This is a genomic window from Tabrizicola sp. BL-A-41-H6 (assembly GCF_050632395.1).
Lineage (GTDB): Bacteria > Pseudomonadota > Alphaproteobacteria > Rhodobacterales > Rhodobacteraceae > JAUYQR01.
Genome location: NZ_CP192600.1, coordinates 574093 through 599141, shown reverse-complemented (window position 1 = coordinate 599141; position 25049 = coordinate 574093). Strand labels below are relative to the sequence as shown.

General features: G+C 64.9%; 28 protein-coding genes. 12 read left to right on the top strand and 16 right to left on the bottom strand.

The features are described from left to right. The first annotated feature begins 149 nt into the window (after window positions 1-149). Window positions 150-404 carry a GlsB/YeaQ/YmgE family stress response membrane protein gene (locus ACROUL_RS03025; RefSeq protein WP_431298073.1) on the top strand — a complete coding sequence of 85 codons (255 nt, stop codon included), beginning with the start codon at window positions 150-152 and terminating at the stop codon, window positions 402-404. 64 nt (window positions 405-468) lie between these two features. Here the strand turns inward: ACROUL_RS03025 and ACROUL_RS03020 are convergent, their stop codons facing one another. After that, entirely contained in the window at window positions 469-804 is a 336-nt protein-coding gene (locus ACROUL_RS03020) for a cupin domain-containing protein (RefSeq protein WP_431298072.1), read from the bottom strand. Between the two features lie 154 nt (window positions 805-958). After that, window positions 959-2173, bottom strand: a complete 1215-nt coding sequence (locus ACROUL_RS03015; protein ID WP_431298071.1) for an aminopeptidase P family protein — start codon at window positions 2171-2173, stop codon at window positions 959-961. 248 nt (window positions 2174-2421) lie between these two features. On the opposite strand from ACROUL_RS03015, the gene ACROUL_RS03010 reads away from it, so the two are divergent. Together ACROUL_RS03010 and ACROUL_RS03005 are read left to right on the top strand one after the other, a co-directional pair. Then, window positions 2422-2757: a zf-TFIIB domain-containing protein gene (locus ACROUL_RS03010; RefSeq protein WP_431298070.1), complete on the top strand. Its 336-nt coding sequence runs from the start codon at window positions 2422-2424 to the stop codon at window positions 2755-2757. A gap of 60 nt (window positions 2758-2817) precedes the next feature. Further along, window positions 2818-3477, top strand: a complete 660-nt coding sequence (locus ACROUL_RS03005; RefSeq protein WP_431298069.1) for a hypothetical protein — start codon at window positions 2818-2820, stop codon at window positions 3475-3477. Here ACROUL_RS03005 and ACROUL_RS03000 read toward each other — a convergent pair. Then, complete coding sequence (locus ACROUL_RS03000; RefSeq protein ID WP_431298068.1) at window positions 3461-4162, bottom strand: SDR family oxidoreductase; 702 nt, start codon at window positions 4160-4162, stop codon at window positions 3461-3463. The genes ACROUL_RS03005 and ACROUL_RS03000 overlap by 17 nt on opposite strands. Before the next feature lie 173 nt (window positions 4163-4335). Here ACROUL_RS03000 and ACROUL_RS02995 point away from each other — a divergent pair, with 173 nt between their 5' ends. Then, on the top strand, window positions 4336-5334 hold the full coding sequence (locus tag ACROUL_RS02995; RefSeq protein ID WP_431298067.1) for a P1 family peptidase: 999 nt from the start codon (window positions 4336-4338) through the stop codon (window positions 5332-5334). 69 nt (window positions 5335-5403) lie between these two features. On the opposite strand, the gene ACROUL_RS02990 is transcribed toward ACROUL_RS02995, so the two are convergent. The 7 genes from ACROUL_RS02990 to ACROUL_RS02960 all read right to left on the bottom strand — a co-directional run bounded on the left by ACROUL_RS02990 (window position 5404) and on the right by ACROUL_RS02960 (window position 10743). Beyond that, window positions 5404-5844: a molybdenum cofactor biosynthesis protein MoaE gene (locus ACROUL_RS02990; protein WP_431298066.1), complete on the bottom strand. Its 441-nt coding sequence runs from the start codon at window positions 5842-5844 to the stop codon at window positions 5404-5406. A gap of 3 nt (window positions 5845-5847) precedes the next feature. Beyond that, window positions 5848-6096, bottom strand: coding sequence for a molybdopterin converting factor subunit 1 (gene moaD / locus ACROUL_RS02985; protein WP_431298065.1), 249 nt, complete (start codon window positions 6094-6096; stop codon window positions 5848-5850). After that, window positions 6093-6758, bottom strand: coding sequence for a CDP-diacylglycerol--glycerol-3-phosphate 3-phosphatidyltransferase (pgsA, locus tag ACROUL_RS02980; RefSeq protein ID WP_431298064.1), 666 nt, complete (start codon window positions 6756-6758; stop codon window positions 6093-6095). The genes moaD and pgsA overlap by 4 nt, the downstream gene beginning before the upstream one ends. Before the next feature lie 76 nt (window positions 6759-6834). Then, entirely contained in the window at window positions 6835-8691 is a 1857-nt protein-coding gene (uvrC, locus tag ACROUL_RS02975) for an excinuclease ABC subunit UvrC (RefSeq protein ID WP_431298063.1), read from the bottom strand. Between the two features lie 307 nt (window positions 8692-8998). Then, window positions 8999-9772, bottom strand: coding sequence for an SDR family oxidoreductase (locus tag ACROUL_RS02970; RefSeq protein ID WP_431298062.1), 774 nt, complete (start codon window positions 9770-9772; stop codon window positions 8999-9001). Further along, the gene (locus ACROUL_RS02965) at window positions 9769-9951 is read right to left on the bottom strand and encodes a hypothetical protein (protein ID WP_431298061.1); all 183 of its coding nucleotides are present in this window, start codon (window positions 9949-9951) and stop codon (window positions 9769-9771) included. Before ACROUL_RS02965 ends, ACROUL_RS02970 begins: the two co-directional genes overlap by 4 nt. After that, on the bottom strand, window positions 9952-10743 hold the full coding sequence (locus tag ACROUL_RS02960) for a S49 family peptidase (protein WP_431301235.1): 792 nt from the start codon (window positions 10741-10743) through the stop codon (window positions 9952-9954). It abuts the gene before it with no gap. 60 nt (window positions 10744-10803) lie between these two features. Between ACROUL_RS02960 and ACROUL_RS02955 the strand changes: the two genes are divergently transcribed. From ACROUL_RS02955 to ACROUL_RS02930, 6 genes are all read left to right on the top strand, one after another. Further along, the gene (locus tag ACROUL_RS02955) at window positions 10804-11685 is read left to right on the top strand and encodes a LysR family transcriptional regulator (RefSeq protein WP_431298060.1); all 882 of its coding nucleotides are present in this window, start codon (window positions 10804-10806) and stop codon (window positions 11683-11685) included. 89 nt (window positions 11686-11774) lie between these two features. Further along, a complete protein-coding gene (locus ACROUL_RS02950) occupies window positions 11775-12245 on the top strand; it encodes a formate dehydrogenase subunit gamma (RefSeq protein ID WP_431298059.1) in 471 nt (156 codons plus the stop codon). After that, window positions 12242-13768: an NADH-ubiquinone oxidoreductase-F iron-sulfur binding region domain-containing protein gene (locus ACROUL_RS02945; RefSeq protein WP_431298058.1), complete on the top strand. Its 1527-nt coding sequence runs from the start codon at window positions 12242-12244 to the stop codon at window positions 13766-13768. The genes ACROUL_RS02950 and ACROUL_RS02945 overlap by 4 nt, the downstream gene beginning before the upstream one ends. After that, complete coding sequence (gene fdhF, locus ACROUL_RS02940) at window positions 13765-16644, top strand: formate dehydrogenase subunit alpha (protein WP_431298057.1); 2880 nt, start codon at window positions 13765-13767, stop codon at window positions 16642-16644. Before ACROUL_RS02945 ends, fdhF begins: the two co-directional genes overlap by 4 nt. 10 nt (window positions 16645-16654) lie before the next feature. Beyond that, window positions 16655-17455: a formate dehydrogenase accessory sulfurtransferase FdhD gene (gene fdhD / locus ACROUL_RS02935; protein WP_431298056.1), complete on the top strand. Its 801-nt coding sequence runs from the start codon at window positions 16655-16657 to the stop codon at window positions 17453-17455. Next, a complete protein-coding gene (locus tag ACROUL_RS02930) occupies window positions 17445-17666 on the top strand; it encodes a formate dehydrogenase subunit delta (RefSeq protein WP_305567625.1) in 222 nt (73 codons plus the stop codon). Before fdhD ends, ACROUL_RS02930 begins: the two co-directional genes overlap by 11 nt. Here the strand turns inward: ACROUL_RS02930 and rfbA are convergent, their stop codons facing one another. From rfbA to ACROUL_RS02900, 6 genes are all read right to left on the bottom strand, one after another. Then, window positions 17667-18539 carry a glucose-1-phosphate thymidylyltransferase RfbA gene (gene rfbA, locus ACROUL_RS02925; RefSeq protein ID WP_431298055.1) on the bottom strand — a complete coding sequence of 291 codons (873 nt, stop codon included), beginning with the start codon at window positions 18537-18539 and terminating at the stop codon, window positions 17667-17669. It abuts the gene before it with no gap. After that, window positions 18536-19390 (bottom strand): dTDP-4-dehydrorhamnose reductase, encoded by an 855-nt coding sequence (gene rfbD / locus ACROUL_RS02920; RefSeq protein WP_431298054.1) that lies wholly within the window; start codon window positions 19388-19390, stop codon window positions 18536-18538. Before rfbD ends, rfbA begins: the two co-directional genes overlap by 4 nt. Beyond that, entirely contained in the window at window positions 19387-20427 is a 1041-nt protein-coding gene (rfbB, locus tag ACROUL_RS02915) for a dTDP-glucose 4,6-dehydratase (protein WP_431298053.1), read from the bottom strand. Before rfbB ends, rfbD begins: the two co-directional genes overlap by 4 nt. After that, complete coding sequence (gene rfbC, locus ACROUL_RS02910) at window positions 20424-20987, bottom strand: dTDP-4-dehydrorhamnose 3,5-epimerase (RefSeq protein WP_431298052.1); 564 nt, start codon at window positions 20985-20987, stop codon at window positions 20424-20426. Before rfbC ends, rfbB begins: the two co-directional genes overlap by 4 nt. 71 nt (window positions 20988-21058) lie before the next feature. Then, complete coding sequence (locus ACROUL_RS02905) at window positions 21059-21697, bottom strand: alpha/beta hydrolase (RefSeq protein ID WP_431298051.1); 639 nt, start codon at window positions 21695-21697, stop codon at window positions 21059-21061. After that, window positions 21694-22608 (bottom strand): ring-cleaving dioxygenase, encoded by a 915-nt coding sequence (locus tag ACROUL_RS02900; protein WP_431298050.1) that lies wholly within the window; start codon window positions 22606-22608, stop codon window positions 21694-21696. Before ACROUL_RS02900 ends, ACROUL_RS02905 begins: the two co-directional genes overlap by 4 nt. Window positions 22609-22788: 180 nt before the next feature. On the opposite strand from ACROUL_RS02900, the gene ACROUL_RS02895 reads away from it, so the two are divergent. Next, entirely contained in the window at window positions 22789-23838 is a 1050-nt protein-coding gene (locus tag ACROUL_RS02895) for a saccharopine dehydrogenase (protein WP_431298049.1), read from the top strand. A 12-nt stretch (window positions 23839-23850) separates the two neighbouring features. Then, window positions 23851-25005: a saccharopine dehydrogenase family protein gene (locus tag ACROUL_RS02890; protein ID WP_431298048.1), complete on the top strand. Its 1155-nt coding sequence runs from the start codon at window positions 23851-23853 to the stop codon at window positions 25003-25005. Window positions 25006-25049 lie beyond the last annotated feature (44 nt).

Below are 25049 nucleotides of genomic sequence, written 5' to 3'. Positions count from 1 at the left end.
AAATTTCCTGAATCTTAACAATACCCGAGGCCACACCCCCGATTCAGATCGGTTTCCGTTCAGGCCCTGTGCCACAGCGCGATACGTTCGGCCAAATCCGTGTTAATCTTGGTCTGTGGCTCCAATCAGGGGCAGCGGGAGGCTTCACAATGGGTATCGAAGCACTGATCGTCTTTCTTATCATCGGCGCGGTCGCAGGCTGGCTGGCCGGCCTGATCGTCAAGGGCTACGGCTACGGCCTTGTCGGCAACATCGTCGTCGGTATCGTCGGCGCCTTCATCGCGGGCTTACTTCTGCCGCGCGCAGGGTTCGGCATGGGCGGCGGCATGCTTGGCGCGATCATCTCGGCAACCATCGGCGCGGTGATTCTGCTGCTTCTGATCCGCCTGATCAAACGCGCCTGACGGGCCTGGCCGGCAGCCATCCGGCCCGACACCCTCATGGGCGACGCAAAAGCCTGCCCTATGGTCAGGCCCTGATCGCATAGCGGTCGGCTTCCTCGAACACGTCGATGGCCCGCGTCCCCGCAGCGATTTTCCCGCCATGCTGCACGCCCGCAGGAATCGAATAGCTGTCTCCCGGACGGTAGGTCCGTGTCTCGCCGCCGATGGTGAACTCGATCTCGCCTTCGACCACCGTGCCCCATTGGGCACCATGCGCATGCATCGGCAGCGTCATCGCCTTGTGAAAGGTAAAGAACACCACCAGCGCCGCATCCGACCGCACGACAGCCGTGGTCACCACGTCTTCGGGAAACGGCACGTCGATGGCGGCCAATGCGTTGATGAAATCCGGGTAGGGCATGATGCGTTCCTTCTGCCGGCATGGCTGGCTCTGGTCGGGTGTCCCGACAGTCCATTGGCGGCAAACAGGAAGGTCATTGCAAGAACCTAATCTTGCGATCGGCGCTTCGTCCGGTCAGTGAAAACGCCCGCCCCCGAAAGGGCGGGCGCAGGTCTTACGCCACCACGTTGAACGCAGGGCCGTAGGGGTAATGCGTGATATCTTCCGGCTCGTCCTCGGTCACGACAAAGATGTCATGCTCGCGGTAGCCGCCGGCGCCGGGCATTCCTTCCGGAATGGTCAGCATCGGCTCCATCGAGATCACCATGCCAGGCTCAAGCACCGTGTCGATATCCTCGCGCAGTTCCAGCGCCGCCTCGCGGCCATAGTAGTGCGACAGGATGCCGAACGAGTGACCGTAGCCGAAGGTCCGGTATTGCAGCATCTGCCGCTCGGCCAGGAACTCGTTGATCTTCATGGTGATCTCGGCACACGAGGCACCGGGGCGCAGCAGCTTCATGCCGAACTCATGGCTGTCGATGTTGGTCTGCCAGACCTTCATCGAGGCCGGGTCGACCTCGCCCACGAACAGCGTCCGCTCCAGCGCGGTGTAGTAGCCGCTGATCATCGGGAAGCAGTTCAGCGACAGGATATCGCCATGCTTCAGCTTGCGGTTCGTCACCGGGTTGTGCGCGCCGTCGGTGTTGATGCCCGACTGGAACCAGACCCAGGTGTCGCGGTATTCAGCATCCGGGAAACGCTTGGCAATCTCGCGCTCCATCGCGTCACGACCGGCAATGGATACCTCAAGCTCGGTCGCACCAACCTTGATCGCCTCGCGAATCGCATAGCCGCCCACATCGGCCACATTGGCCCCGTGCTTGATCATCGTGATCTCGGCTGGCGATTTCTTCATCCGCTGGAACATCGTCGCAGGCGCAATATCCATGCCCCGCTTCGGCTTCAGGAAGCTGTTCAGCTTCTCCATCCGCTCGACGGTCAGGTGATCAGCCTCACAGCCGATGTTCTTGCCCTCACCGGTGACCGAAGCCACCGCGCGCCACATGTTGTCGCGCGTCCAGTCGGTATAGGTGATGTTGTCGGCAATCGACCGGCGCCAAGGCTGGCCCGCATCGATCCCCGCCGAGATCGTCACGCATTCGGTTTTCGTCACCACGCAAGCATAAGGCCGCCCGAACGAGCAATAGAGAAAGCCCGAGTAATACGACACGTTGTGCATCGACGTCAGCACCACGGCGTCCAGCTCGTGCAGTTCCATGATCTCGCGCAGGCCTTCCAGCCGGTCGTGATATTCCTGATCGGCAAACGGCAGCGTGTCCTTCACCCCACCATTGTGGAAACGGTACATCGCGGGTCGGTTCAGTGTCATTGTCAGACCTCCGTCACGGGGATACGCCTTGCGGAACCCCGAAAGGTCCCGGCGTACAGGACGGACGCAAGGTGACCCCTGCAAGCAACGGGGAAACACCCCCTGCGGCGACGCCATCGCCACGGCTCACCCCTTCCCTGCCCGAAAACAAGCCGTTTGGCAAGCAAAAGCCGATTTCCCCCGGCCTTGGCTTGCACCGCGCCAATCGCTCCCCATCTAACAGCCAACCGTAAGACAGGAGGAACGCGATGCGCTGCCCGGTAGACAATGAGACCCTCGTAATGGCCGACCGTGGCGGGGTGGAAATCGATTATTGCCCCAAATGTCGCGGCGTGTGGCTTGACCGGGGCGAGCTGGACAAGATCATCGAACGCTCCCTTGGCGCACCAGCGCCCGCTCCCGCCGCACAACCAGCGCCCGCCCCACGCGGCGCAGCCCCCGTGTACCAGCCCGAACCGCCGCGCCATGCCCCGCAAGGCTACGCCGAGCCGCGCCGCCGGGATGACGACGACGACGATGACTATCGCCGCGGCTACAAGAAAAAGCGCAAGGAAAGCTTCCTGGGCGAGCTTTTCGACTTCTGATCCCGCCTCTTGCCTTCCCAAGCCCCCGGTCTCAGTCTCGGCTGAACCGGGGGTTTTCACATGCGCAACTTCGACGTTTCCAGCTGGCAGGGCTTCCTCACCACCGTTTTCGGCCTGGCACTCATCACCCTGATCGGCGTCGGCATCCGCGTCCTGATGATGCTTACCCTGCAAGCCCGCCAGCAGCGCATGAACCGCCAGATCAACGAACGCCTGAAAACCCTGATCGCTGCCTACCGCACCTTGGGCGGCTCGTTCACCGGCGAACTGACCGTCAGCCCCGCCCACATGCGCGACCTTGCCGATCCGGACGCCGCCCCCTCAGACCGACCCCGTCGCATCCGTGACGCGGTCGAGGCGGCGCTGGCCGACATCCTCCTCCTCGGCACCGAAGACCACGTCCGCCTCGCAGGCCAGGCCGCCGCCGACATGGCCGCGGGCCGCCCGATCCACACCGCCGACCTCGTCATCTCGCTGCGCGACTATATCCGCGAGGCGCTTGACCTCGACCCCGTGCCGAAATCCCTGACCATCCCCGCCCAAGGCCCGACTCGCCCGCAACCCGGCGGCGGTGCCCGTGGCGGCAAGGGCGCCGAGCGCGGCTCAGCCGGCGGCGGCGGAATCGGTGGCGGCATGGGTGGCGGCGGCATGGGCGGCGGGATGGGTTACTCCGACCCCGCCGATCCGACGCCCGATCCGCGCATCACACCGACCGCGTGACCCCGCCATCCACCCGCAGGTTCTGCCCGGTGATATACCCGGCACCCTCCGAGGCGAGGAAGCTGACCGTCGCGGCAATCTCGTCCACCCGGCCATAGCGCCCCATCGGAATCCGCGCCCGGAACTCCGCCTTCTCCGGCAGGCTGTCGATGAACCCCGGCAGGATGTTGTTCATCCGGATGCCTTGCGCCGCATACTTGTCGGCAAAAAGCTTGGTGAACACCGCCAGCCCCGCCCGCGCCACGGCCGAGGTCGGGAACATCGGGTCCGGCTCGAAGGTCGCAAAGGTGGTGATGTTGATGATGCTGCCGCCGGTGCCTTGGGCTTCCATGATCGGCGTCACCGCCCGCGTCGGACGCACCGCCGACAGGAAATAGATGTCGATCCCCTGATGCCAGGTCTCGTCCGAAATCTCCAGCAACGGCGCGCGCGGCCCGTGGCCAGCGCTGTTGACCAAAACGTCGATCCGCCCGAACTTCGCCATCACCGCATCGACCAACCGCTGCACATCGTCGTTGGATTGGTTCGACCCCGTGACGCCAACGCCCCCCAGACTTTCCGCAAGCGCCTGCCCTTTGCCCGACGACGACAGGATGCCCACCGCAAACCCGTCCGCCGCCAGCCGCCGCGCCGCTGCCGCCCCCATCCCAGACCCGCCCGCCGTGATCACCGCAACCTTTTGCATTGCATCCCCCTGCCCTTGCACCCCTCTGGATCATCCCCCAACACCCCCAAGTCAAGCGCTTCCCTCCCCCCTTGTGGGGGAGGGAGAGGGTGGGGGGCCGCCGCCGCACACGAACCGCACCCCTTGCCGAACTGCAGCAAACCGTCCCTAATCCCGCGAAGAAGGAGCATCCCATGCGCCCCGGCCCCCTGAACCTCATCACCGATGTCCCCGGCCTCCTCGTCGGTCATGCCCATGACGCAGCCCTCCGCTCCGGCTGCACTGTCATTACCGCCGACGCCCCCTTCACCGCCGCCGTCCACATCATGGGTGGCGCGCCGGGCACGCGTGAAACCGACCTCCTCGCCCCCGACCGCCTTGTGCAAAAGGTCGACGCGCTCGTCCTTTCCGGCGGTTCCGCTTTCGGCCTCGATGCCGCCTCCGGCGTGGCAGACACCCTGCGCGCCCAAGACCGGGGCTTCCCCGTCGGCCCGGTCCGCGTCCCCATCGTCCCCGCCGCGATCCTGTTCGATCTGCTGAACGGCGGCGACAAGGCGTGGGACCGCAACCCCTACTACGCCCTCGGTCGTCAGGCCCTCACCGCTGCCGCCACCGATTTCGCCCTCGGCACCGTTGGCGCAGGCTTCGGCGCGACGACCGACCGCCTCAAGGGCGGCCTCGGCTCCGCCTCCGCGATCCTGCCCTCCGGCATCACCGTGGGCGCACTGGTCGCGGTCAATTCGCTCGGCTCCGTCACCGTGGGCGACGGCCCGCATTTCTGGGCCGCCTCGTGGGAGGAAGGCTCCGAATTCGGCGGCCTCGGCCCGGCACCACGTTACCCAAGTGCAAACGCCCCCCTGCCCACCAAGCGCCGGGGCGAGGCGACAACCATCGCCATCGTCGCCACCGATGCGGCCCTGACCAAACCCCAAGCCCAGCGCATGGCCACCGCCGCGCATGACGGCATGGCCCGCGCCATCCTGCCATCGCACACGCTCCTCGACGGGGATCTCGTCTTTGCCGCCGCCACAGGCGCGCGCCCGCTGTCAGACGAAGCCACCGACAGCTTCCAGATCGGCCACGCCGCCGCCACCTGCCTCGCCCGCGCCATCGCCCGCGCCGTGTTCATGGCACGCGCTGCCGAGGGCGACCCGCAGCCGACCTACCACGCACGCTTCGGTCGCAGGGGTTAAAGAACCCCTAACGCGCAAAGCTAACAGATTGATTCTGATAAGTTCGTCCCAATGTCCCACGGTGGGACATCACCAGCGCTTCAAGGCCGCCTCGTCCGCATCCTTGGCAGCCACCCACTCGGAACCTTCGGCCCCAAGCTCCTTCTTCCAGAACGGCGCCCGCGATTTCAGATAGTCCATCAGGAACTCCGCCGCCTCAAAAGCCTCCCCCCGGTGCCCCGCCGCCGTCGCCACCATCATGATCGCCTCACCCGGCCCCAGCCGCCCGAAGCGGTGGATCACCAAGGCATCGACCAGGGCCCACCGCGCCACCGCTTCCTCGACGATCCCCCCGATCGCCTTCTCCGTCATCCCCGGATAATGCTCGATCTCCATCGCCGCCAGCCGCCCGCCCTCGTCGCGCACCAGCCCGGTGAACGAGACCACCGCCCCCGCCCCGGCAGCTCCTGCCGAAAACGCCGCCACCTCGCCGCCCAGATCAAACGGCTCCGCCTGCACCTTGATCTTCATGTCTCAGCCCCCGGTCATAGGCGGGAAGAAGGCTACTTCCCTCACCCCCGCCAACGGCGCGTCAAAGCTGGAAAGCTCCTGATCCAGCGCCACCCGCAACGCCGAGGTATCGGCAAACGCCGCGGCATACCGCTCTTCCCGCGCGCTCAGTTCCGCCACCAGATCGGCCACCGTCGCGGCCCCGGTCTCAACCCGCTCGCGCGGCAGCCCGATCCGTTCGCGGACCCAGGCAAAGTAAAGCACGTCGATCATTTGTCGTCCCGAAGATACGGCAGCGACTTCGCGAAATATTCCAGCCCCGTCATGATCGTCAAAAGCGCCGCCAACCACAACAAGCCGATCCCCACAAGGTTCGCATAGGACGCGCAGTCCATGTTGCCGCAGGTCCGGATCGCCTCTGCCTCGCCCGCCGCAACCGCCGCGATATGCTGCTCTGGCGTCAGCCCCTCCAGCGCGAGGATGTTGAGGTATTCAAGCCCCGTGCCCAGAAACAGGACCGCAATCGCCACCATCTGCGCCGTAGTCTTCCACTTCGCCAGTTGGGTCACCCTCAAATGCCCCGCCTTCGACCCGAGGAATTCACGCAGACCCCCCACGAACACCTCACGAAACAGGATCACTGTTGCGGGCAGGATCAACCACGGATTCATGCCGTTGTAGCCGGTCAGCACCATCAGCGCGATCACCACCATCGCCTTGTCAGCAATCGGGTCCAGCATCGCGCCGAACTTCGATTCCTGCTTCCAAAGCCGCGCAAGGTAGCCGTCGAACCAATCAGTCACCGCCGCGCCCACGAACAGGGTCAACGCAAACCAGTCCGCCCAAGGCCGGTGAAAATACAGAAACATCACGGCAACGCCCGGCGCTGCCAGCAATCGCAGCACGGTCAGAATGTTGGGAATGTTCCAGTTCATCCGCAACTCCTAGCTTGAACCGCCCGGTCGGGAAAGGGGCAATGGCGCGCCTTTCCTGACACTGATGGATGCAGACCTATCCCCTGGTATGGAAAAAATCATGCACGGTGCGCGCAATCGCCTCGGAAATCCCGTCCACCGCCTGCAGGTCGCCGATCCCGGCCCGCGCAACGGCCTTGGCGCTGCCAAAGTGCGCCAGAAGGGCGCGCTTGCGGGTGGCGCCGATGCCCGGAATGTCGTCCAGCGGTGTCACCCCCACCGCCTTCGCGCGCTTCGCCCGGTGCGCCCCGATCGCCCAGCGATGCGCCTCGTCGCGAAGGCGCTGCACGAAATACAGGACCGGGTCATTGCGTTGCAGCGCAAAGGGCGGCTCGCCGGGGCGGTAGAATTCTTCCTTGCCCGCGTCGCGGTCGATGCCCTTGGCCACCCCGACCATCGCGATATCGTCCACGCCCAGTTCCGCCATGATCCCGGCCACCGCCGACACTTGCCCCGCCCCACCGTCGATCAGCAGAAGGTCCGGCCACATGTCGGTCTTGCGGTCGGGGTCTTCCTTCAACAGCCGCTCGAATCGCCGGGTCAGCACCTCTTTCATCATGCCGAAGTCGTCGCTGTTCGCCCCCGCCTCGGACCGGATGTTGAACTTGCGGTATTGCGATTTCACGAACCCCTCCGCCCCAGCCACGATCATTCCGCCAACGGCATTCGTCCCCTGAATATGGCTGTTGTCATAGACCTCGATCCGGGTCGGCGGCGATTCCAGATCGAAGGCCTCGGCCAACCCGGCCAACAGCTTGTTCTGGGTGGAGCTTTCCGCCATCCGCCGCGCCAGACTTTCACGCGCGTTTCGCGCAGCGTTTTCCACCAGCTCGGCCTTTTCGCCCCGCTGCGGCACCAAAAGCTCCACCTTACGGCCTGCCCGCACCGCCAAAGCCTCGGCCACCAGATCGGGGTTATCCACCGGATGCGACAGCAGGATCAGCCGCGGCGGCTCCTTGTCGTCGTAGAACTGCGTCAGGAACGCTTCCAGAATTTCCGGTTCTTCCGCGCCAGACCCCGTGCGCGGATAGAAATCCCGATTGCCCCAGCTTTGGTTGGCCCGGATGAAGAACACCTGCACGCAGGCCTGCCCATGCTCCAAATGCAGTGCCACCACATCCGCCTCGGTCACGCCCTGCGGGTTGATGCCCTGGCTTTGCTGCACCTGCGTCAGCGCCTTGATCCGGTCGCGCAACGCCGCGGCACGTTCGAATTCCATCGCTGCAGACGCCTCGGCCATCGACTTTGCCAGATCGGCCTGGACCGAGGTTGTCTTGCCCTCCAGAAACCGCGTCGCATCCGACACCAACCGCGCATAGCCCTCAACGCTGATCTTGCCGACGCAGGGCGCAGAACACCGCTTGATCTGATGTTGCAGGCAGGGCCGCGTCCGGCTTTGGAACATGCTGTCGCTGCAATTGCGCAGAAGGAACACCTTCTGCAACTGGTTCAGCGTCCGGTTCACCGCCCCCGCACTGGCGAAGGGGCCGAAATACGCGCCCTTTTCCGACTTCTTGCCCCGGTGTTTCTTGATCTGCGGAAACGCATGTTCCGCCGAAATCAGGATGTTCGGAAAGCTCTTGTCGTCGCGCAACAGCACGTTGTAGCGCGGCTTCAGCTGCTTGATCAGGTTCTGCTCCAGAAGCAGCGCCTCAAGCTCGGTCCGCGTCGTCAGGAACATCATCGACGCGGTCTCATGGATCATCCGCGCGATCCGCCCGGAATGACCTGAGGGCCGCGCATAGTTCGACACCCGCGCCTTCAGGTTGCGCGCCTTGCCCACGTAAAGCACCTCGGACGCAGCATTCAGCATCCGGTAAACCCCCGGCGAGGCGTCCAAAGTCCTCAAATAATCCTGAATGACCTCATGGCCGGTGCGTGGTTTGTCGTTCATCCCGAAGGTCCGTCAGACTGCGTCGATTCTTCGCCGCGGCTGCACTGAACCACGGGGTTGAGCAAGTGGAAAGCTGTCCACGGTTTCTGTGGACAAGTCTGGGCAGAAGTTTTCAGAAGCGGCCTTTTTCCGTTGTATCTTGCCCGCTTCGCTGACTTGCCTAATAATTAGGCACATTTGGAACCCTTTGATATCATTGAAGAGATTTTTCGATGTCTGGCCAAATCCCTGATATCCCTCGTCTTTTATGACGGAACTGTGACCACGCTGCAAAAAGTGGACAACTTTCCTGACAGTCCGTATCCGGCTATTCGGTTCCAAGCACATCCGGGGTCTGCCAAGCCAGATGCTGGCCCCCGTCAATCGCCAGAAATTGCCCGGTGACCGAGGGGCTATCGAGGAAGAATCCAAGCGCCGCCGTGATATCCGCGGGGTTCGCCCCGCGCCCCAGAACGGTGGCCGCGCGCTGTTTGGCAAAGTGGCCCTCACTTTGCCGCGCACCCTTCAAGGTTGGGCCGGGACCGATCCCGTTCACCCGTACATCCGGCGCCAGACCCTGCGCCGCCGTCCGCGTCAACGCCCAGAGCCCCATCTTCGCAATGGTATAGGTCGAAAACTCCGGCGTCAGTTTCAGGATACGCTGGTCGATCATGTTCACGACCAGACCCTTCGCCAAAGGCTCGCCCGCCTCGTCCACCGTCGCCTTCGGGCACTGCGCGGCAAAGGCCTGCGTCAGGACGTAGGGCGCCCGCAGGTTCGATTCCAGATGCCGGTCCCAGCTTTCACGTGTCGCAGTGTCGATCCGGTCGTATTCAAAGATCGACGCGTTATTCACCAGCACCGTCAACGGCCCCAGCGCCGCCACCGCCGCTGGCACCAGCGCCTGCGTCTCGGCCTCGATCAACAGATCAGCGCGCAACGCCACCGCCCGCCGCCCCATCGCGCGGATCTCTGCCACCACGGCCTCTGCCGCTTCGGCAGAACTGGCGTAATGCACCGCCACGTCATGCCCGCGCCCCGCCAGATACAGCGCCATCGCGCGCCCCAACCGGTGCGCCGCCCCCGTCACCAGCGCCGTCATCGCCGGGTCCTGCAGTCACACGGCGTCTTGCCGATCTGCGGTCGCCCGCATTTTGCGCAGACCACCGTCATCTTGCGGCGCTGGCTCATCCGCCCGATTGCTGTTGGAAACAGCGCCTTGCCGATCATGGCCACAGCCACCATCGCCAGCAGGAAGATCAGGATCGTCTTTACCAGCATTCAAAGACCATACCGCGCCCAAAGCGCGCGTTCTTCGACCGAATTCATCGCATCCTCCACGACCGAAAGGCCGAACCGCTCCGCCAGACTGCGCTTTTGCCCATAAGGCACCAGCCGCACCTTGTCGCCGTAAAGTTCCTTCAGCTTCGGCACCAGATGACCGATGCCGTCCGTCAGCCCCAGATCGACAGATCCCTGCCCTACCCAGATATCCGCGTTGAAAAGGTCAGCCTCCGCCAACCGCGCCCCGCGCCGCGCCGTCACATGGTCGATGAACGCCTCATGGATCGGCGTCTGCAACGCGCGCAGCCGCTCCACATCCTCGGCCTTTTGCGGCAGGAACGGATCGGCAAAGCTTTTCGACCGGCCCGCCGTGACCACGCGCCGCTCCACCCCTTGACGCGCCATCAGTTCGGGAAATCCGAACGACGCGAAGATCACCCCGATCGACCCCACAAGCGAGGATTTGTCCACCCAGATCCGGTCCGCCGCACAGGCCAGCCAATAGCCGCCCGAGGCTGCGACATCCTCGACAAAGGCGTGCACCTCGACCTTCTTCTCATCAGCCAGCCGCCGGATGCGCGCCGCGATCAGCGACGATTGCACCGCAGACCCGCCCGGCGAATTGATCACCAGCGCCACCGCCGCAGGCTTGCCCTTGGCAAAGGCGCGCTCGATCAAACTCGCCAGCGCCTGATCGCTCAAGGATCGCGGGCCGGTGCCGATGGTGCCGGTCAGCCGGATCACCGGCACGAAAGCGGGTTTGGGAAGAAAGGGGATGAAGCGTCTCATGCGCCAGAGGTAAGCCGTCAGGGGCTTGCGGGCAAGGGCAGGCCGGGGCACGCTTCCTTGATGATCGACAAGCTGGAAATGTTCATCGCCCTCGCCAAGGAACGACACTTCGGCCGCGCCGCCGAGGTGTGCGGCGTCACCCAACCCTCGCTGTCGGGCGCGATCCGCCAGCTTGAGGAACAGTTGGGCGTCCAGCTTGTCTACCGCGGCAGCCGGTTTCAGGGCCTGACGCCCGAGGGCCAGCGCGTCCTCGACCGCGCCCTCACCATCGTCCGTGACATGCGCGACCTGAAAGACGAGATGCGCACCATCCGCTCGGGCCTTTCCGGTCACCTCCGTATCGGCGTCATTCCCACCGCCCTGCCGATGGTGGCCGACCTGACCGGCCCCTTCACCGCCCGCCACCCCAACGTCAGCGTGGCCATCCTCAGCCGCACCAGCGCCGAGATTCTCGCCGGGATCGAAAGCCTCGATCTGGAAGCCGGCATCACCTACCTCGACAACGAGCCCCTCGGTCGCGTAGCGCAGGTGCCGCTCTACACTGAATTCTACCGCCTCCTCTGCGCCCCCGGCAGCCCCCTCGCCACCCGCCCCCGTGTCACCTGGGCCGAAGTGGCCGCAGTGCCCCTCTGCCTGCTCACCTCCGACAACCAGAACCGCCGCATCGTCAACCAGCACCTCGCCGAGGCGGGCGCGCAGGTAACGCCCTCCATCGAATCGAACTCCATCATTGCGCTCATCTCCCACGTCCTGACCGGGCAATGGGCCAGCATCGTGCCAAAGAAACTGGCCGACATGTTCGCGATGGAAGGCCGCGTCGTCTCCATCCCCATCGTGGAACCGGAGGCCGAGCATACCGTCGGCCTGATCGCCGCCCGCCGCGATCCGCAAACCCCGGTCCTGCAAGCCTTGATCGACGATGCGGTTCGCCTGGGCACTTGATAGGCGATGCCTATCGTTTGACGGTATATCGAGATTGATTTTCCTATCAATCTGCGTATGACCCCCTCAAGCGATGCGAGGAACACGAGATGCTTGATGCTGCCACCGTAACCGACCGGATCGAGCATATTCTCGAGGCACATCAAGGGATGGAAGGCCCACTCCTTCCCATCCTCCACGCCGTTCAGGCCGAGTTTGGCCACGTTCCCCAGTCGGCTCTGCCGGTGATCGCCAAGGCGCTCAACCTCTCCAAGGCCGAAGTGCATGGCGTCGTCACCTTCTACCACGATTTCCGCGAAGCCCCCGCGGGCCGCCACGTCCTGAAACTGTGCCGGGCCGAGGCCTGTCAGGCGATGGGTGCCGACCGCGTCGCCGCCCATGCGCAAAAGGCGCTTGGGGTCGATTGGCACGGCACGACGCTGAACGGCGCGGTCACGCTGGAACCTGTGTTCTGCCTTGGCCTCTGCGCCTGCGGCCCCGCCGCCATGCTTGACGGCAAGCCCATCGCCCGCTGCGACGAGGCCCGCGTCGATGCCCTGATCGCCGAGGCCCGCGCATGAAGATCTACATCCCCCTCGACACCGTCGCAGTCGCCCTTGGCGCAGACGACATCGCCGCCGCCATCGAAGCCGAGGCCGCCGGTCGCGGCCTGCCGGTTGAAATCATCCGCAACGGCTCGCACGGCATGGTCTGGCTTGAACCGCTGGTCGAGGTCATCACACCATCGGGCCGCGTAGGCTTCGGACCCTTCACCCTCACCGACGTCCCCGCCCTGTTCGGTAATCTCGCCTCCCACCCCAAGGCCCTCGGCCCGGTCGCCGACCTGCCGTGGATGAAAGGTCAGACCCGCCTGACCTTCGCCCGCGTCGGCATCGTCGACCCCCTGTCGCTCACCGAATACGAGGCGCTCGGCGGCCTCACCGGCCTCCGCCGCGCGCTCGCCTTGCCGAAAGCCGAGATCGTCGCCGAGGTTACCGCCTCTGGCCTGCGTGGCCGTGGCGGCGCGGGCTTCCCAACCGGCATCAAGTGGAAAACCGTGTCCGAGGCTGTGGCCGACCGCAAATACATCGTCTGCAACGCCGATGAGGGTGACAGCGCCACCTTTGCCGACCGGATGCTGATGGAAGGCGACCCCTTCACCCTGATCGAAGGCATGGTCATCGCGGGCCTCGCAACCGGCGCGACCAAGGGGTTTGTGTACATCCGTTCGGAATACCCCGTCGCGATCCGCGTGATGGAATCTGCCTGCACCATCGCCCGCCAAGCGGGAGTGCTCGGCGCAAGCGTCCTCGGCACTGGCCCGGCTTTCGACATCGAAATCCGCGTCGGCGCAGGCGCTTACGTCTGTGGCGAGGAAACCTCGCTCCTGAACAGTCTCGAAGGCAAGCGCGGCGTCGTCCGCGCCAAGCCGCCGCTTCCGGCCCTCGAGGGCTTCATGGGCAAGCCCACCGTCGTCAACAACGTGATTTCCCTCGCCACCATCCCGGTGATCTTCGAACGTGGCGCGGCCTTCTACAAGGACTTCGGCCTTGGCCGTTCGCGCGGCACGATCCCCCTGCAGATCGCCGGCAACGTCCGCTTCGGCGGACTTTACGAGACCGCTTTCGGCCTCACCCTCGGCCAGATTGTTGATGATATTGCAGGCGGTTGCGCCTCGGGTCGCGCCGTCAAGGCGGTGCAGGTCGGCGGCCCCCTCGGCGCCTACCACCCCCGCTCCGATTTCGCCACGCCCTTCGGCTACGAGGAATTTACAGGTCAGGGCGGCCTGATCGGCCACGCTGGCCTGACGATCTTCGACGACAGCGCCGACATGCTGAAACAGGCCCGCTTCGCGATGGAATTCTGCGCCATCGAATCCTGCGGCAAGTGCACCCCCTGCCGCATCGGCGCGGTGCGTGGCGTGGAAACCATGGACCGCATCGCCAAGGGCGACGCCGCCGCCATCCCGCTTCTGACCGACCTGTGCAATACCATGAAGGCCGGTTCTCTCTGCGCCCTTGGTGGGTTCACTCCCTACCCGGTGATGTCCGCCCTCACCCATTTCCCCGATGATTTCGCCCCGATGAAAGAGGCCGCCGAATGAAAGACTTCATCATCCCGGACCGCGATTTCGGCACCCCGGCAGCCAAAAGCAAACAGATGGTCACATTGACCATCGACGGCTTCGACGTGACCGTGCCCGAAGGCACTTCGATCATGCGCGCCGCCGCCGAGGCCGGCATTTCCGTGCCGAAACTCTGTGCCACCGACAGCATCGACGCCTTCGGTTCCTGCCGCCTCTGCCTCGTGGAAATCGAAGGCCGCAACGGCACCCCCGCCTCCTGTACCACCCCCGTTGCCCCCGGCCTGAAAGTCCACACCCAGAACGCCAAGCTGAAGCAGCTTCGCCGCGGCGTGATGGAGCTTTACATCTCCGACCACCCCCTCGATTGCCTGACCTGCTCGGCCAATGGCGACTGTGAGTTGCAGGACATGGCCGGCGCAGTCGGCTTGCGCGACGTTCGCTATGAGGCTGTCGACACCCACTTCAAGCCGAAGAACACCTCCGGCGAAGCCAACACGCAGTGGATGCCAAAGGACGACTCCAACCCCTATTTCACCTACGACCCGGCGAAATGTATCGTGTGTTCCCGGTGCGTTAGGGCCTGCGAGGAAGTGCAAGGCACCTTCGCCCTCACCATCGAAGGCCGTGGCTGGGACAGCCGCGTTTCATTTGGCGCGAAGACCGACAACGCCCTCGCATCGGACTGCGTGTCCTGCGGTGCCTGCGTGCAGGCCTGCCCGACCGCCACCCTGCAGGAAAAGTCGATCATCGAGATCGGAACCCCCGAACACAGCGTCATCACCACCTGCGCCTATTGCGGCGTCGGCTGCAGCTTCAAGGCCGAAATGCGCGGCGACGAGCTGGTCCGCATGACCCCCTACAAGCACGGCAAGGCCAACCGTGGCCATTCCTGCGTCAAGGGCCGCTTCGCCTATGGCTACGCCAGCCACAAGGAGCGCATTCTGAACCCGATGATCCGCGACAACATCGCCGATCCGTGGAAGGAAGTCTCCTGGCCCGAGGCGATGGAATTCGCCGCTAACCGGATGAAGGCTATCCAGGCCAAGCATGGCCGCCAGTCCGTGGGCGTCATCACCTCCTCGCGTTGCACCAACGAGGAAGCTTTCCTTGTGCAAAAGCTGACCCGCGCCGTATTCATGAACAACAATACGGATACCTGCGCCCGCGTCTGCCATTCGCCCACCGGCTATGGCCTGGGGCAAACCTTCGGCACCTCCGCCGGCACGCAAGACTTCGATTCTGTCGAGGAAACCGACGTCGTCGTGATCATCGGCGCCAACCCGACCGACGGCCACCCGGTCTTCGCCAGCCGCCTGAAAAAGCGCCTCCGCAAGGGCGCCAAGCTCATCGTCATCGACCCGCGCCGCATCGACCTCGTCGATGGTCCGCACGTGAAGGCAGCCCACCACCTGCCCGTCCGCCCCGGCACCAACGTCGCCGTGATCACCGCCATCGCCCACACCATCGTGACCGAAGGCCTCTTCGACGAGGCCTTCATCCGCGAGCGCTGCGACTGGGACGAATTCCAGGATTACGCCGAATTCGTCAGCCAGCCCAACCATTCGCCCGAAGCGACGGAACTCCTCACCGGCGTGAAGGCCGATGAATTGCGTGCCGCTGCAAGGCTTTACGCGATGGGCGGCAACGGCGCCATCTACTACGGCCTCGGCGTTACCGAACACAGCCAAGGCTCCACCACCGTCATCGGGATCGCCAACCTTGCCATGCTCACCGGCAACATCGGCCGCCCCGGCGTGGGCGTGAACCCCTTGCGCGGCCAGAACAACGTGCAAGGCTCCTGCGACATGGGATCGTTCCCGCACGAACTGCCGGGCTACCGCCACGTCAAGAACGATGCGGTCCGTTCGGTGTTCGAAGACATGTGGGGCGTCACCATCGACAATGAACCGGGACTGCGCATCCCGAACATGCTGGACGCCGCCGTCGAGGGCAGCTTCAAAGGCCTATACTGCCAGGGCGAAGACATCCTGCAATCCGACCCCGACACCAAGCACGTCGCCGCCGGCCTTGCCGCGATGGACTGCGTCATCGTACAGGACCTGTTCCTGAACGAGACCGCAAACTACGCCCACGTCTTCTTCCCCGGCTCATCCTTCCTTGAAAAGGACGGAACGTTCACAAACGCCGAACGCCGCATCAACCGCGTCCGCAAGGTCATGGCCCCGCGCAACGGCTATGCCGATTGGGAAGTCACCCAGCTCTTCGCCAACGCGATGGGCGCGAACTGGACCTACACCCACCCGTCCCAGATCATGGACGAAATCGCCATGCTCACGCCGTCCTTCGCCGGGGTTAGCTACGAAAAGCTCGAAACCATGGGCTCCGTCCAGTGGCCCTGCAACGAGGCCGCGCCCGAAGGCACGCCCCTCATGCACATCGACGGCTTCGTGCGTGGTCGCGGCAAGTTCATCCGCACCGAATACGTCGCCACCGACGAACGCACCGGCCCGCGCTTCCCGCTCCTGCTCACCACCGGGCGCATCCTCAGCCAGTATAACGTCGGCGCGCAGACGCGCCGCACCGCCAACACCGCCTGGCATGCCGAGGATCTCTTGGAAATCCACCCGCACGACGCCGAAGTGCGCGGCGTCAAGGAAGGCGACTGGGTCCGCCTCGCCTCCCGCTCCGGCGAAACCTCGCTGCGCGCCACGATCACCGACCGCGTCATGCCGGGGGTGATCTACACCACCTTCCACCACCCCGAAACGCAGGCCAACGTCATCACCACCGACTTTTCCGATTGGGCGACGAACTGCCCGGAATACAAGGTGACCGCCGTGCAGGTCAGCCCGTCGAACGGCCCGTCGGAATGGCAGTTGAACTACGCCGAACACGCCGCCCGCTCGCGCCGCATCCTGCCTGCTGCTGAATGATCGGCGCAAGATGATCGGCGCAAGGGCCACCCCTCGACTGGCATTCGGCACCCGGGTAGACCCCGGCAGCCGGATGCTGCCCGAAGAGGTGGCCGTCGCCCTTTCTTTCAACGGAACCACCCAGGCCGTGATGATGGCCACCCCCGACGATCTGGAAGACTTCGCCTACGGTTTTGCCCTGACCGAAGGCATCGCCAGACCGGACGAAATCCTGTCGGTCGAAATCGTGACCCTGCCCAAGGGCCGCGACGTCCAGATCTGGCTCCACCCCGAGGCCGAAACACGCCTCGCCGCCCGCCGCCGCACCATGACCGGCCCGGTCGGTTGCGGCCTTTGCGGCATCGACAGCATCGACCAGGCGCTGCGCGACGTGCCATACGTTTTGCCATACACTTTCCAGACGTCCGCCAGCCAGGTTATGGCAGCCATTTCCGCCCTTCCCGGCCAGCAGCGCCTTCACGACGCCACCCGCGCCGTCCATTGCGCCGGGTTCTGGGCGGGGGGGCGAATCGTGGCCTCTCGCGAAGACGTGGGCCGCCACAACGCGCTTGATAAACTTGCCGGCTCAATGGTCCGTGCGGGCACCCAGCCGGTCGGCGCGGTGGTCCTGACCAGCCGCGTGTCGATCGACATGGTGCAAAAGGTCGCCATGCTGGGCGCGCCGATGATCATCGCCGTCTCGGCCCCCACCGCCGACGCCGTGACCCTTGCCGACCACGCCGGCATCACCCTCATCGCCCTCGCCCGGCCCGACCGGTTCGAGGTTTTCACCCACACAGACCGCCTGACGGAGGATAGCCATGTCGGCTGAAAAACTGGTTCATATGGCCAATCAGATCGCGCTTTTCATGGAATCAAAGCCCCATGACGAAGGCGTCCAAGGCGTCGCCAGCCACATCAACGACTTCTGGGAACCCCGGATGCGCCGCCAGTTGTTCGACCTGATCGACGCCGGCGGCACCGGTCTGCGCCCCTTGGTGCTGGAGGCCGCGAACGCCATCCACCGTCCGCTGGCCGCATGATCACTCCTTAAGGACGCTCGCCAGATACTTGCCATACGAGCTTTTGGCGAACAGCTTGGCCCGCGCAGCAAACCCCTCGCGGGTGATCCAGCCCTGCCGGTAGGAAATCTCGTCGGGCGACCCCACCTGCAAGCCCTGCCGTTCCTCTAGCGTGCGCACAAAGTTCCCGGCATCCAGCAGACTGGCCTGCGTGCCGGTATCCAGCCACGCATAGCCACGTCCCATCCGTTCGACCCGAAGCGAACCCTCGGCCCGGTAGATCTCCAGCAGGTCGGCAATCTCCAACTCGCCCCGGGGTGACGGCTTCACCTGCGCCGCCAGCTCCGGTGCGCGACCATCAAGGAAGTAAAGCCCGGTAACGGCGTAATTCGATGGCGGCTTTTCCGGCTTTTCGATGATCGCAGACACGTTCCCCGCCGCATCGAAGGCCACCACGCCATAGCGCTCCGGGTCGGCCACACGGTAGCCAAAGACCGTGCCGCCCGCAGGATGCGCATCAGCCGAGGCCATCGCTTCCGGCAAGCCGTGACCGAAAAAGATGTTGTCGCCCAAGACCATAGCCGATGGCGCGCCGTCCAGAAAATCCTTTGCCAACAGATAGGCCTGCGCCAACCCGTCTGGCGACGGTTGCACGATCCACGTCAACGAAAGGCCCCACTGGCTGCCATCACCGAGCAGACGCTGAAACTGTGGCTGGTCGTCCGGCGTGGTGATCACACCAATCTCGCGGATGCCGCCAAGCATCAGCACGGACAAAGGATAGTAGATCATCGGCTTGTCGTAGATCGGCAAAAGCTGCTTCGACACGCCAATGGTGATCGGCCACAACCGCGACCCCGTGCCACCCGCCAGAATGATGCCCTTGCGTTTCATGCGCCAAGCTCCTTCAGGATTTCGTCAAGTCCCGCCCGCCAATCGGGCCGCGCGATGCCATAAGCAGTCGCCAGCGCAGAACAATCCAGCCGCGAGTTGAGCGGCCGTTTCGCGGGTGTCGGATAGGCCGACGAAGGGATGTCGTTGACCGTGCAAGCCAAGCCTGCCCGCGCCATGATCTCGCGCGCAAAGTCCGCCCAACTGGCATCCGGCGCGCCCGAAAAGTGGTGCGTCCCGCCCGCAGCACCGCCCACCATCTCCCGCGCCGCCACGAACAGCGCATCCGCTATCGCTGCCGCCGGTGTTGGCCCGCCGATCTGGTCGGCGACCACGTTCAGACTTTCCCGGTCTCGGCCAAGCCGCAGCATCGTCTTGACGAAATTCGCCCCGTGCACCGACACCACCCATGACGTTCGCAAGATCAGATGCTTGCCACCCGCGGCCCGAACGCCCACTTCGCCCGCCAGCTTGGTGCGGCCGTAGGCCCCCAAAGGCGCTGTCGGGTGATCGGGCCGGAACGGCTGGTCGCCCGCACCGTCAAAGACGTAATCCGTCGAGACATGCAGGAACGGCACGCCCTTGGCTGCCGCCGCCTGCGCCATCGCGGCAGGCGCATCGCCGTTCACCACCAGCGCCGCCGCTTCCTCGGCCTCGGCCTTGTCCACCGCCGTCCACGCCGCCGCGTTGATCACCGCGTCGAAGGCGCCCCGGTCAATCGCCAGCGCGCAGGTCGACGGGTCCGACAGGTCCGCCCGATCCCGCCCCAGAGCCGTGACCGTCACGCCCGCCGGCGCTCTCCGCAAAAGTTCCCGCGCGACCTGCCCGGTCTCGCCAAACACCAGAACCCTCACGCCTTCACCCCAAGCCGCTGGCCCACGCCCTGCCGCTCCAGCAAGGGACGCCACCACGCCTCGTTGTCCAGATACCAGCGCACCGTGCGGCGCAACCCTTCCTCCAGCGTGACCGAAGGCCGCCAGCCGAGTTCATTGCGAATCCGCGTCGGATCAATCGCATAGCGCGCGTCGTGCCCCGGACGGTCGGTGACGAAGGTGATCAACCGATCATGCGGTGCCCCCTGTGGCCGCATCTCGTCCAAGAGCGCACAGATCATACGCACGATGTCGATATTGCGCGCCTCGTTCTCGCCGCCGATGTTGTAGCTGCGGCCAAGCGCACCCTTTTCCAGCACCGTCAGCAGCGCGTCGGCATGGTCTTCGACATAAAGCCAGTCACGCACGTTCTCGCCCTTGCCATAAACCGGGATCTCCCGTCCATGCAGCGCGTTCAGGATCACCACGGGGATCAGCTTTTCGGGAAAGTGAAACGGCCCATAGTTGTTGGAACAGTTCGTCATCACCACCGGCAGCCCGTACGTCTCCGCCCAGGCCCGCACCAGATGGTCACTGGCTGCCTTCGACGCCGAATAGGGGCTGTTCGGCGCATAGGGCGTGTCTTCGGTGAACTGCCCGGTCTCGCCCAAAGTGCCGAACACCTCGTCGGTCGAGATGTGGTGGAACCGAAACCCCGCAGGCTTGCCCTGAGCCGCCCAGAACCGCCGCGCGGCCTCCAACATGTTGAACGTGCCGGTGATGTTCGTCTCGATGAAATCCGACGGCCCGTCGATGCTGCGGTCGACATGGCTTTCCGCAGCCAGATGCATCACCACATCCGGGCGGTGCAAATCGAAGATCCGGTCAAGGCTCGCCCGGTCCCGGATATCCGCCTGCTCGAACGAATAAAGGTTCGACGTTGCAGCCGAGGCCACATTCTCAAGGCAGGCGGCATAAGTCAGCGCATCAAGGTTCACTACCTCATGCCCCCGCGCCACGGCCAGCCGCACCACGGCAGACCCGATGAACCCCGCCCCGCCGGTTACCAGAAGCTTCATGCCTGCCCCCACACGAAAGGCGATTTGAAATCGCGCAACAGAGGTGCCGCCTGATCCTTGGCCGATAGCACGGGAGCGCCCGAAAGCCCCCAGACGATACCGATATCCGGGTCGTCCCAGCGTACCGCACCGTCGCAGTCGGGGGCATAGACATCAGTGCATTTGTACTGCACCTCAGTCATCGGCGCGCGGGTGACAAAGCCGTGCAGAAACCCCTTCGGCACCAGCAACTGCCGCCCATTTTCCGGCGTCAGCTCCACCCCCACCCAGCGGCCGAAATGGGGCGAGCCGACGCGCACGTCCACCGCCACGTCAAGGATCGCCCCGCGCGAACACCGCACCAGTTTGTCCTGAGCGCGCGGCGGCGCCTGAAAGTGCAGGCCGCGCACCGTGCCTACGACCGCCGACATCGAGTGGTTGTCCTGCACCCATGGCAGGTCAAGCCCCGCCTGGGCCATCGTGCCGGCATTCCAGGTTTCGGTGAACCACCCTCGGTCGTCGCCAAAACGGCGCGGGGTCAGGATAATCACGTCCGGCAATTCGGTCGGTTCAATCTGCATCAAGCATCCACTCGGCAAAACTCATCGCTTGCCGAAATACCGCAGGATGGCGCGGCTTCACAGTGCAAATTTCACCCCAGCCAAGCCCGCAACTTTGCCATGTCCTCGGGCATCACCGAATGGCCTGAGCCCGGGTAAACCACTGATCCGACCTCGGCCCCCATCGCCTGCAGCGCCGCGACACTGTCCCTGACCCGTTTCAGGGGAATATGGGGGTCACGCTCATGCACGGAAATCCACGCCTTGGCACCGTCACGGCGGCCCGAATAGTCGAACCGCTTCTGGCCATGACCGTAAAGCGCGGGGTCGGGCGTGGCATCACCGTCGCCTGTTCCCAAAAGCCCGCCCGAAAACCCGAACACGCCGGCCAGACCCTCGCCGCGCCGCGCGAACGTCTCCAGCGCCAGCCCAGCGCCCTGGCTGAAGCCGCCCAGCCAGATCGACCCGCGCGGCACGCCCTCCGCCTCCAGCGCCGCCACGCCCTGCATCAACGTGTCCACGCCCCGCTCAACATAAGGTGCAAGCGTCGCCGCAGGTGCCAGAAACGAAGTCGGCCACCAGCTTTGCCCCGGCGCATCCGGTGCCAAGGCGGCCACATCCGTCAGCCCGGCATACTGCATCAGCCCAATGATATCCTCGCTGTTGCCGCCCCTGCCATGCGCCAGAACGATGCCCACCCGCGCGCCCGAGGTTGGCCCCACGCGTCTCACGATGCCACCGTCAACTTCGGCAAAACCTGCTCGATCCGTTCGCGGATCGGCTCGTACTGTGGCGGCAGCATTAGTTTCGACCCCATCGTCGCTTCGGGTTCGTCCACCGCAAAGCCCGGCGGATCGGTGGCAATCTCGAATAGCACGCCACCGGGTTCGCGGAAGTAGATCGCGTTGAAATATTGCCGGTCGATCACATCGGTCGTCCGGTGCCCGACCCGCGCCAGCGCCTCTTGCCAGCCATGCTGTTCGTCCTGCGTCCGCGCCCGGAACGCCACATGGTGGATCGTGCCTTTGCCCGGCCGTCCGCGCACCACCGCATCGGTGCGGATGATGTCGATGATGTTGCCGCGCTCCGCCCCCGGCGCCTTCAGCCGCAGCCGCTCCACCCCGTTCAGCTTTTCACTGCCCACGGCCTCATAGCCGAACACGTCGGTCAGGATGCGCGCCGTCTTGTCCGGCTCGCGTTCCCACAGCGTCACGGAATGGAACCCATGCATATCGGTCGCCGTTGCGCTTTCGATCAGTTCCACCGGCGCGTCGTCGGGGTCTTTCACCGTGACGACCCGCTCGCCAAACCGCAACGAGGGCGCCGAAACCTCCAGCGCAACTGCTTTCAGATCAGCGATCAGCGCGTCAAAGCCAGCCGCCGGAACGGCATAGGCATAGGCCGAAGCCATCCCCGGCCCGGCCTGCCCCGGCCCGGCATCCGCGAACGGAAAGAACGTCAGCACCGTGCCGGGGCTGCCCTTCGGGTCGGCGTAATACAGATGGTACGTGCCGGGATCGTCGAAGTTCACCGTCTTTTTCACCAGCCGCTGCTTCAGCGGCCCGGTGTAGAAGGCGACGTTGGCTTGCGCCGGGCCGGAAATGGCCGTGACGTGGTGAATGCCTGGAATGCGCGTGGTCATCGCTTGCGTCCTTGTCCTGTGGCGCGCCATGCGCCGCTTGACCCCAACATAAACCTGTGCGGCCAGATAGAAAGTGCGCCACATGCGCGACTGACGTGCAAATTCGCACAGCACAAACCCCCCTGTTCCCCGCCTGCGGTTCTGCTAATCCTGTCGCCAAGGCTACGGGGGACCCACATCATGACCCACCTCTGGGTGCGCGCTGAACAGCGCCCGAACGAAGAACGCGTCGGGCTGACGCCGGAAGGCGCCGCCGCGCTGGTCAAGGCGGGCATCAAGGTCTCGGTCGAACTGTCCTCGGTCCGCGCGATCCCGATAGACGGCTACCGAGAAGCGGGCTGTGAGATCGTGGCAGAAAACCTCTGGCCCCACGCCCCCGCAGATGCGATCATCTTCGGGCTCAAGGAACTGCCCGAGGATGGCACCCCGCTTACCCACCGCCACATCATGTTCGGCCATGCCTATAAGGGCCAACCGGCAGGCCGGGACCTGCTGAAACGGTTCAAGGCCGGCGGCGGCGCGCTTTACGATCTGGAATACCTCGTGGGCGAAGACGGCCGCCGTGTCGCGGCCTTCGGCTACTGGGCCGGTTACGCCGGTGCCGCCGTTTCGCTGAAATGCTGGGCAGCGCAACAGCGCGGCGGTATCGCCGGCCCGGTCCGCAAGGTGCCGTCGAAAGCCGCCCTGCTCGACCAGCTCGCCACCGAGCTTGACGGCCTGTCGCGCCCCCGCGCCATCATCATCGGCGCGCTTGGCCGTGTCGGCACCGGGGCGGCAGACCTTTGCACCGCGATGGGCGTTGCCGTCACCCGATGGGACATGGCCGAAACCGCATCCGGCGGCCCCTTCCCCGAAGTGCTGCAGCACGAGATTTTCCTCAACTGCATCCTCGCCCGCCCCGGTTGCCCGGTGTTCGTTCCAGCCTCCGCCAAGACCGACCCCCGGAAACTGACCGTGATCGGCGACATCGCCTGTGATCCGACCTCGGACTTTTCCCCGATCAAGGTCTACGACCGCGCAACCGAATGGGACGCCCCTGCGCTGCGCGTCCATGACGATCCGCCGCTTGACGTGACCGCCATCGACAACCTGCCCTCGCTGATGCCGGTGGAATCGTCGCAGGACTACGCGGCCCAGCTCCTCCCCTCTCTCCTCACCCTCACGGCGCTGACCGAAGGCGTCTGGGGCCGCGCGAAAACCGAATTCGACCGTCACATCGCCACCCTCTGAAGGAACCATCCCATGACCATCCACTGGTGCGGCACCGGCCTTTCCTCCGTCCCCGGCCTTCGCCGCCTGATCGTTGAAAGCGGCCAGCCGGTCACGGTCTGGAACCGCACCGTCGAAAAGGCCCGCGCCGAGGTTGGCGATCTGACGAACGACATCCGCGCCTACAGCCTCGATGCGCTGCGCGACGCCCTGGAACCCGGCGATGTTGCCATTTCAATGCTGCCCGCTGACCAGCATGTCGCCATCGCCAAGGCCTGCTTGTCGAAGGGCGCACACTTTGTCTCGTCGTCCTACATCGCGCCGGAAATGCGCGAACTGGATCAGGCGTTCCGGAACGCAGGCCTCGTGTCGGTCAACGAGGTCGGCCTCGACCCCGGCATCGACCACCTGATGGCGCATGACCTTGTCGCCCGCTACCGCGCCTCGCCCGCCTATCACGCCGACAACGTCCTCAGCTTCACCTCCTACTGCGGCGGCGTTCCGAAAATCGCCAACGCCTTCCGCTATAAATTCAGCTGGGCCCCTGCTGGCGTCTTGAAGGCGCTTCGCTCGCCCTCCCGCTCGCTTCGCCACTTCACCGAACTGCGCGTCGCGCGGCCCTGGGATGCGATCACCCGCTACGACGCCCCCCTGCCGCAGCCCGAAAGCTTCGAGGTTTACCCCAACCGCGACAGCTATCCCTTCATGGAGGACTATCGCTTCGAACCGCACTGGAAAGTCCGCGATTTCGTCCGTGGCACCATTCGCCTGAACGGCTGGTCTGACGCATGGGCGCCCATTTTCCGCGAAATCGAAGGCCTCGAAGGCAAACCCGTGGCCGAGATCAATGCCGCCCTCGAAGCCCGCGCCGCGGCCCTTTTGAAAGACAACTCCTACTCCGAAGGCGAGCCGGACCGCGTCGTTCTATTCGTCTCGCTGAAGGCCGAGCGGGACGGCAAGCCGGTCTACCACGAAACCTGGGCGCTGGATGCCTGGGGCGATGTGCGCGGCACCGCCATGTCGCGCCTCGTCTCGGTCCCGGTGTCGCTGGCGGTCGAGGCGGTGCTGAACCGCGAAATCCCGGCCGGAGTGCACGCCGCACCACACGACCCACGCCTGCTGCACCGCTGGCTGGACGAGGTCAGCCACCTTGCCCAATACATGGCCCGCATCGACCACCTGCGCTGATCAGGGCACCCTGCCCCTTTGGCGTGACAGGCCATTCCCGTCAC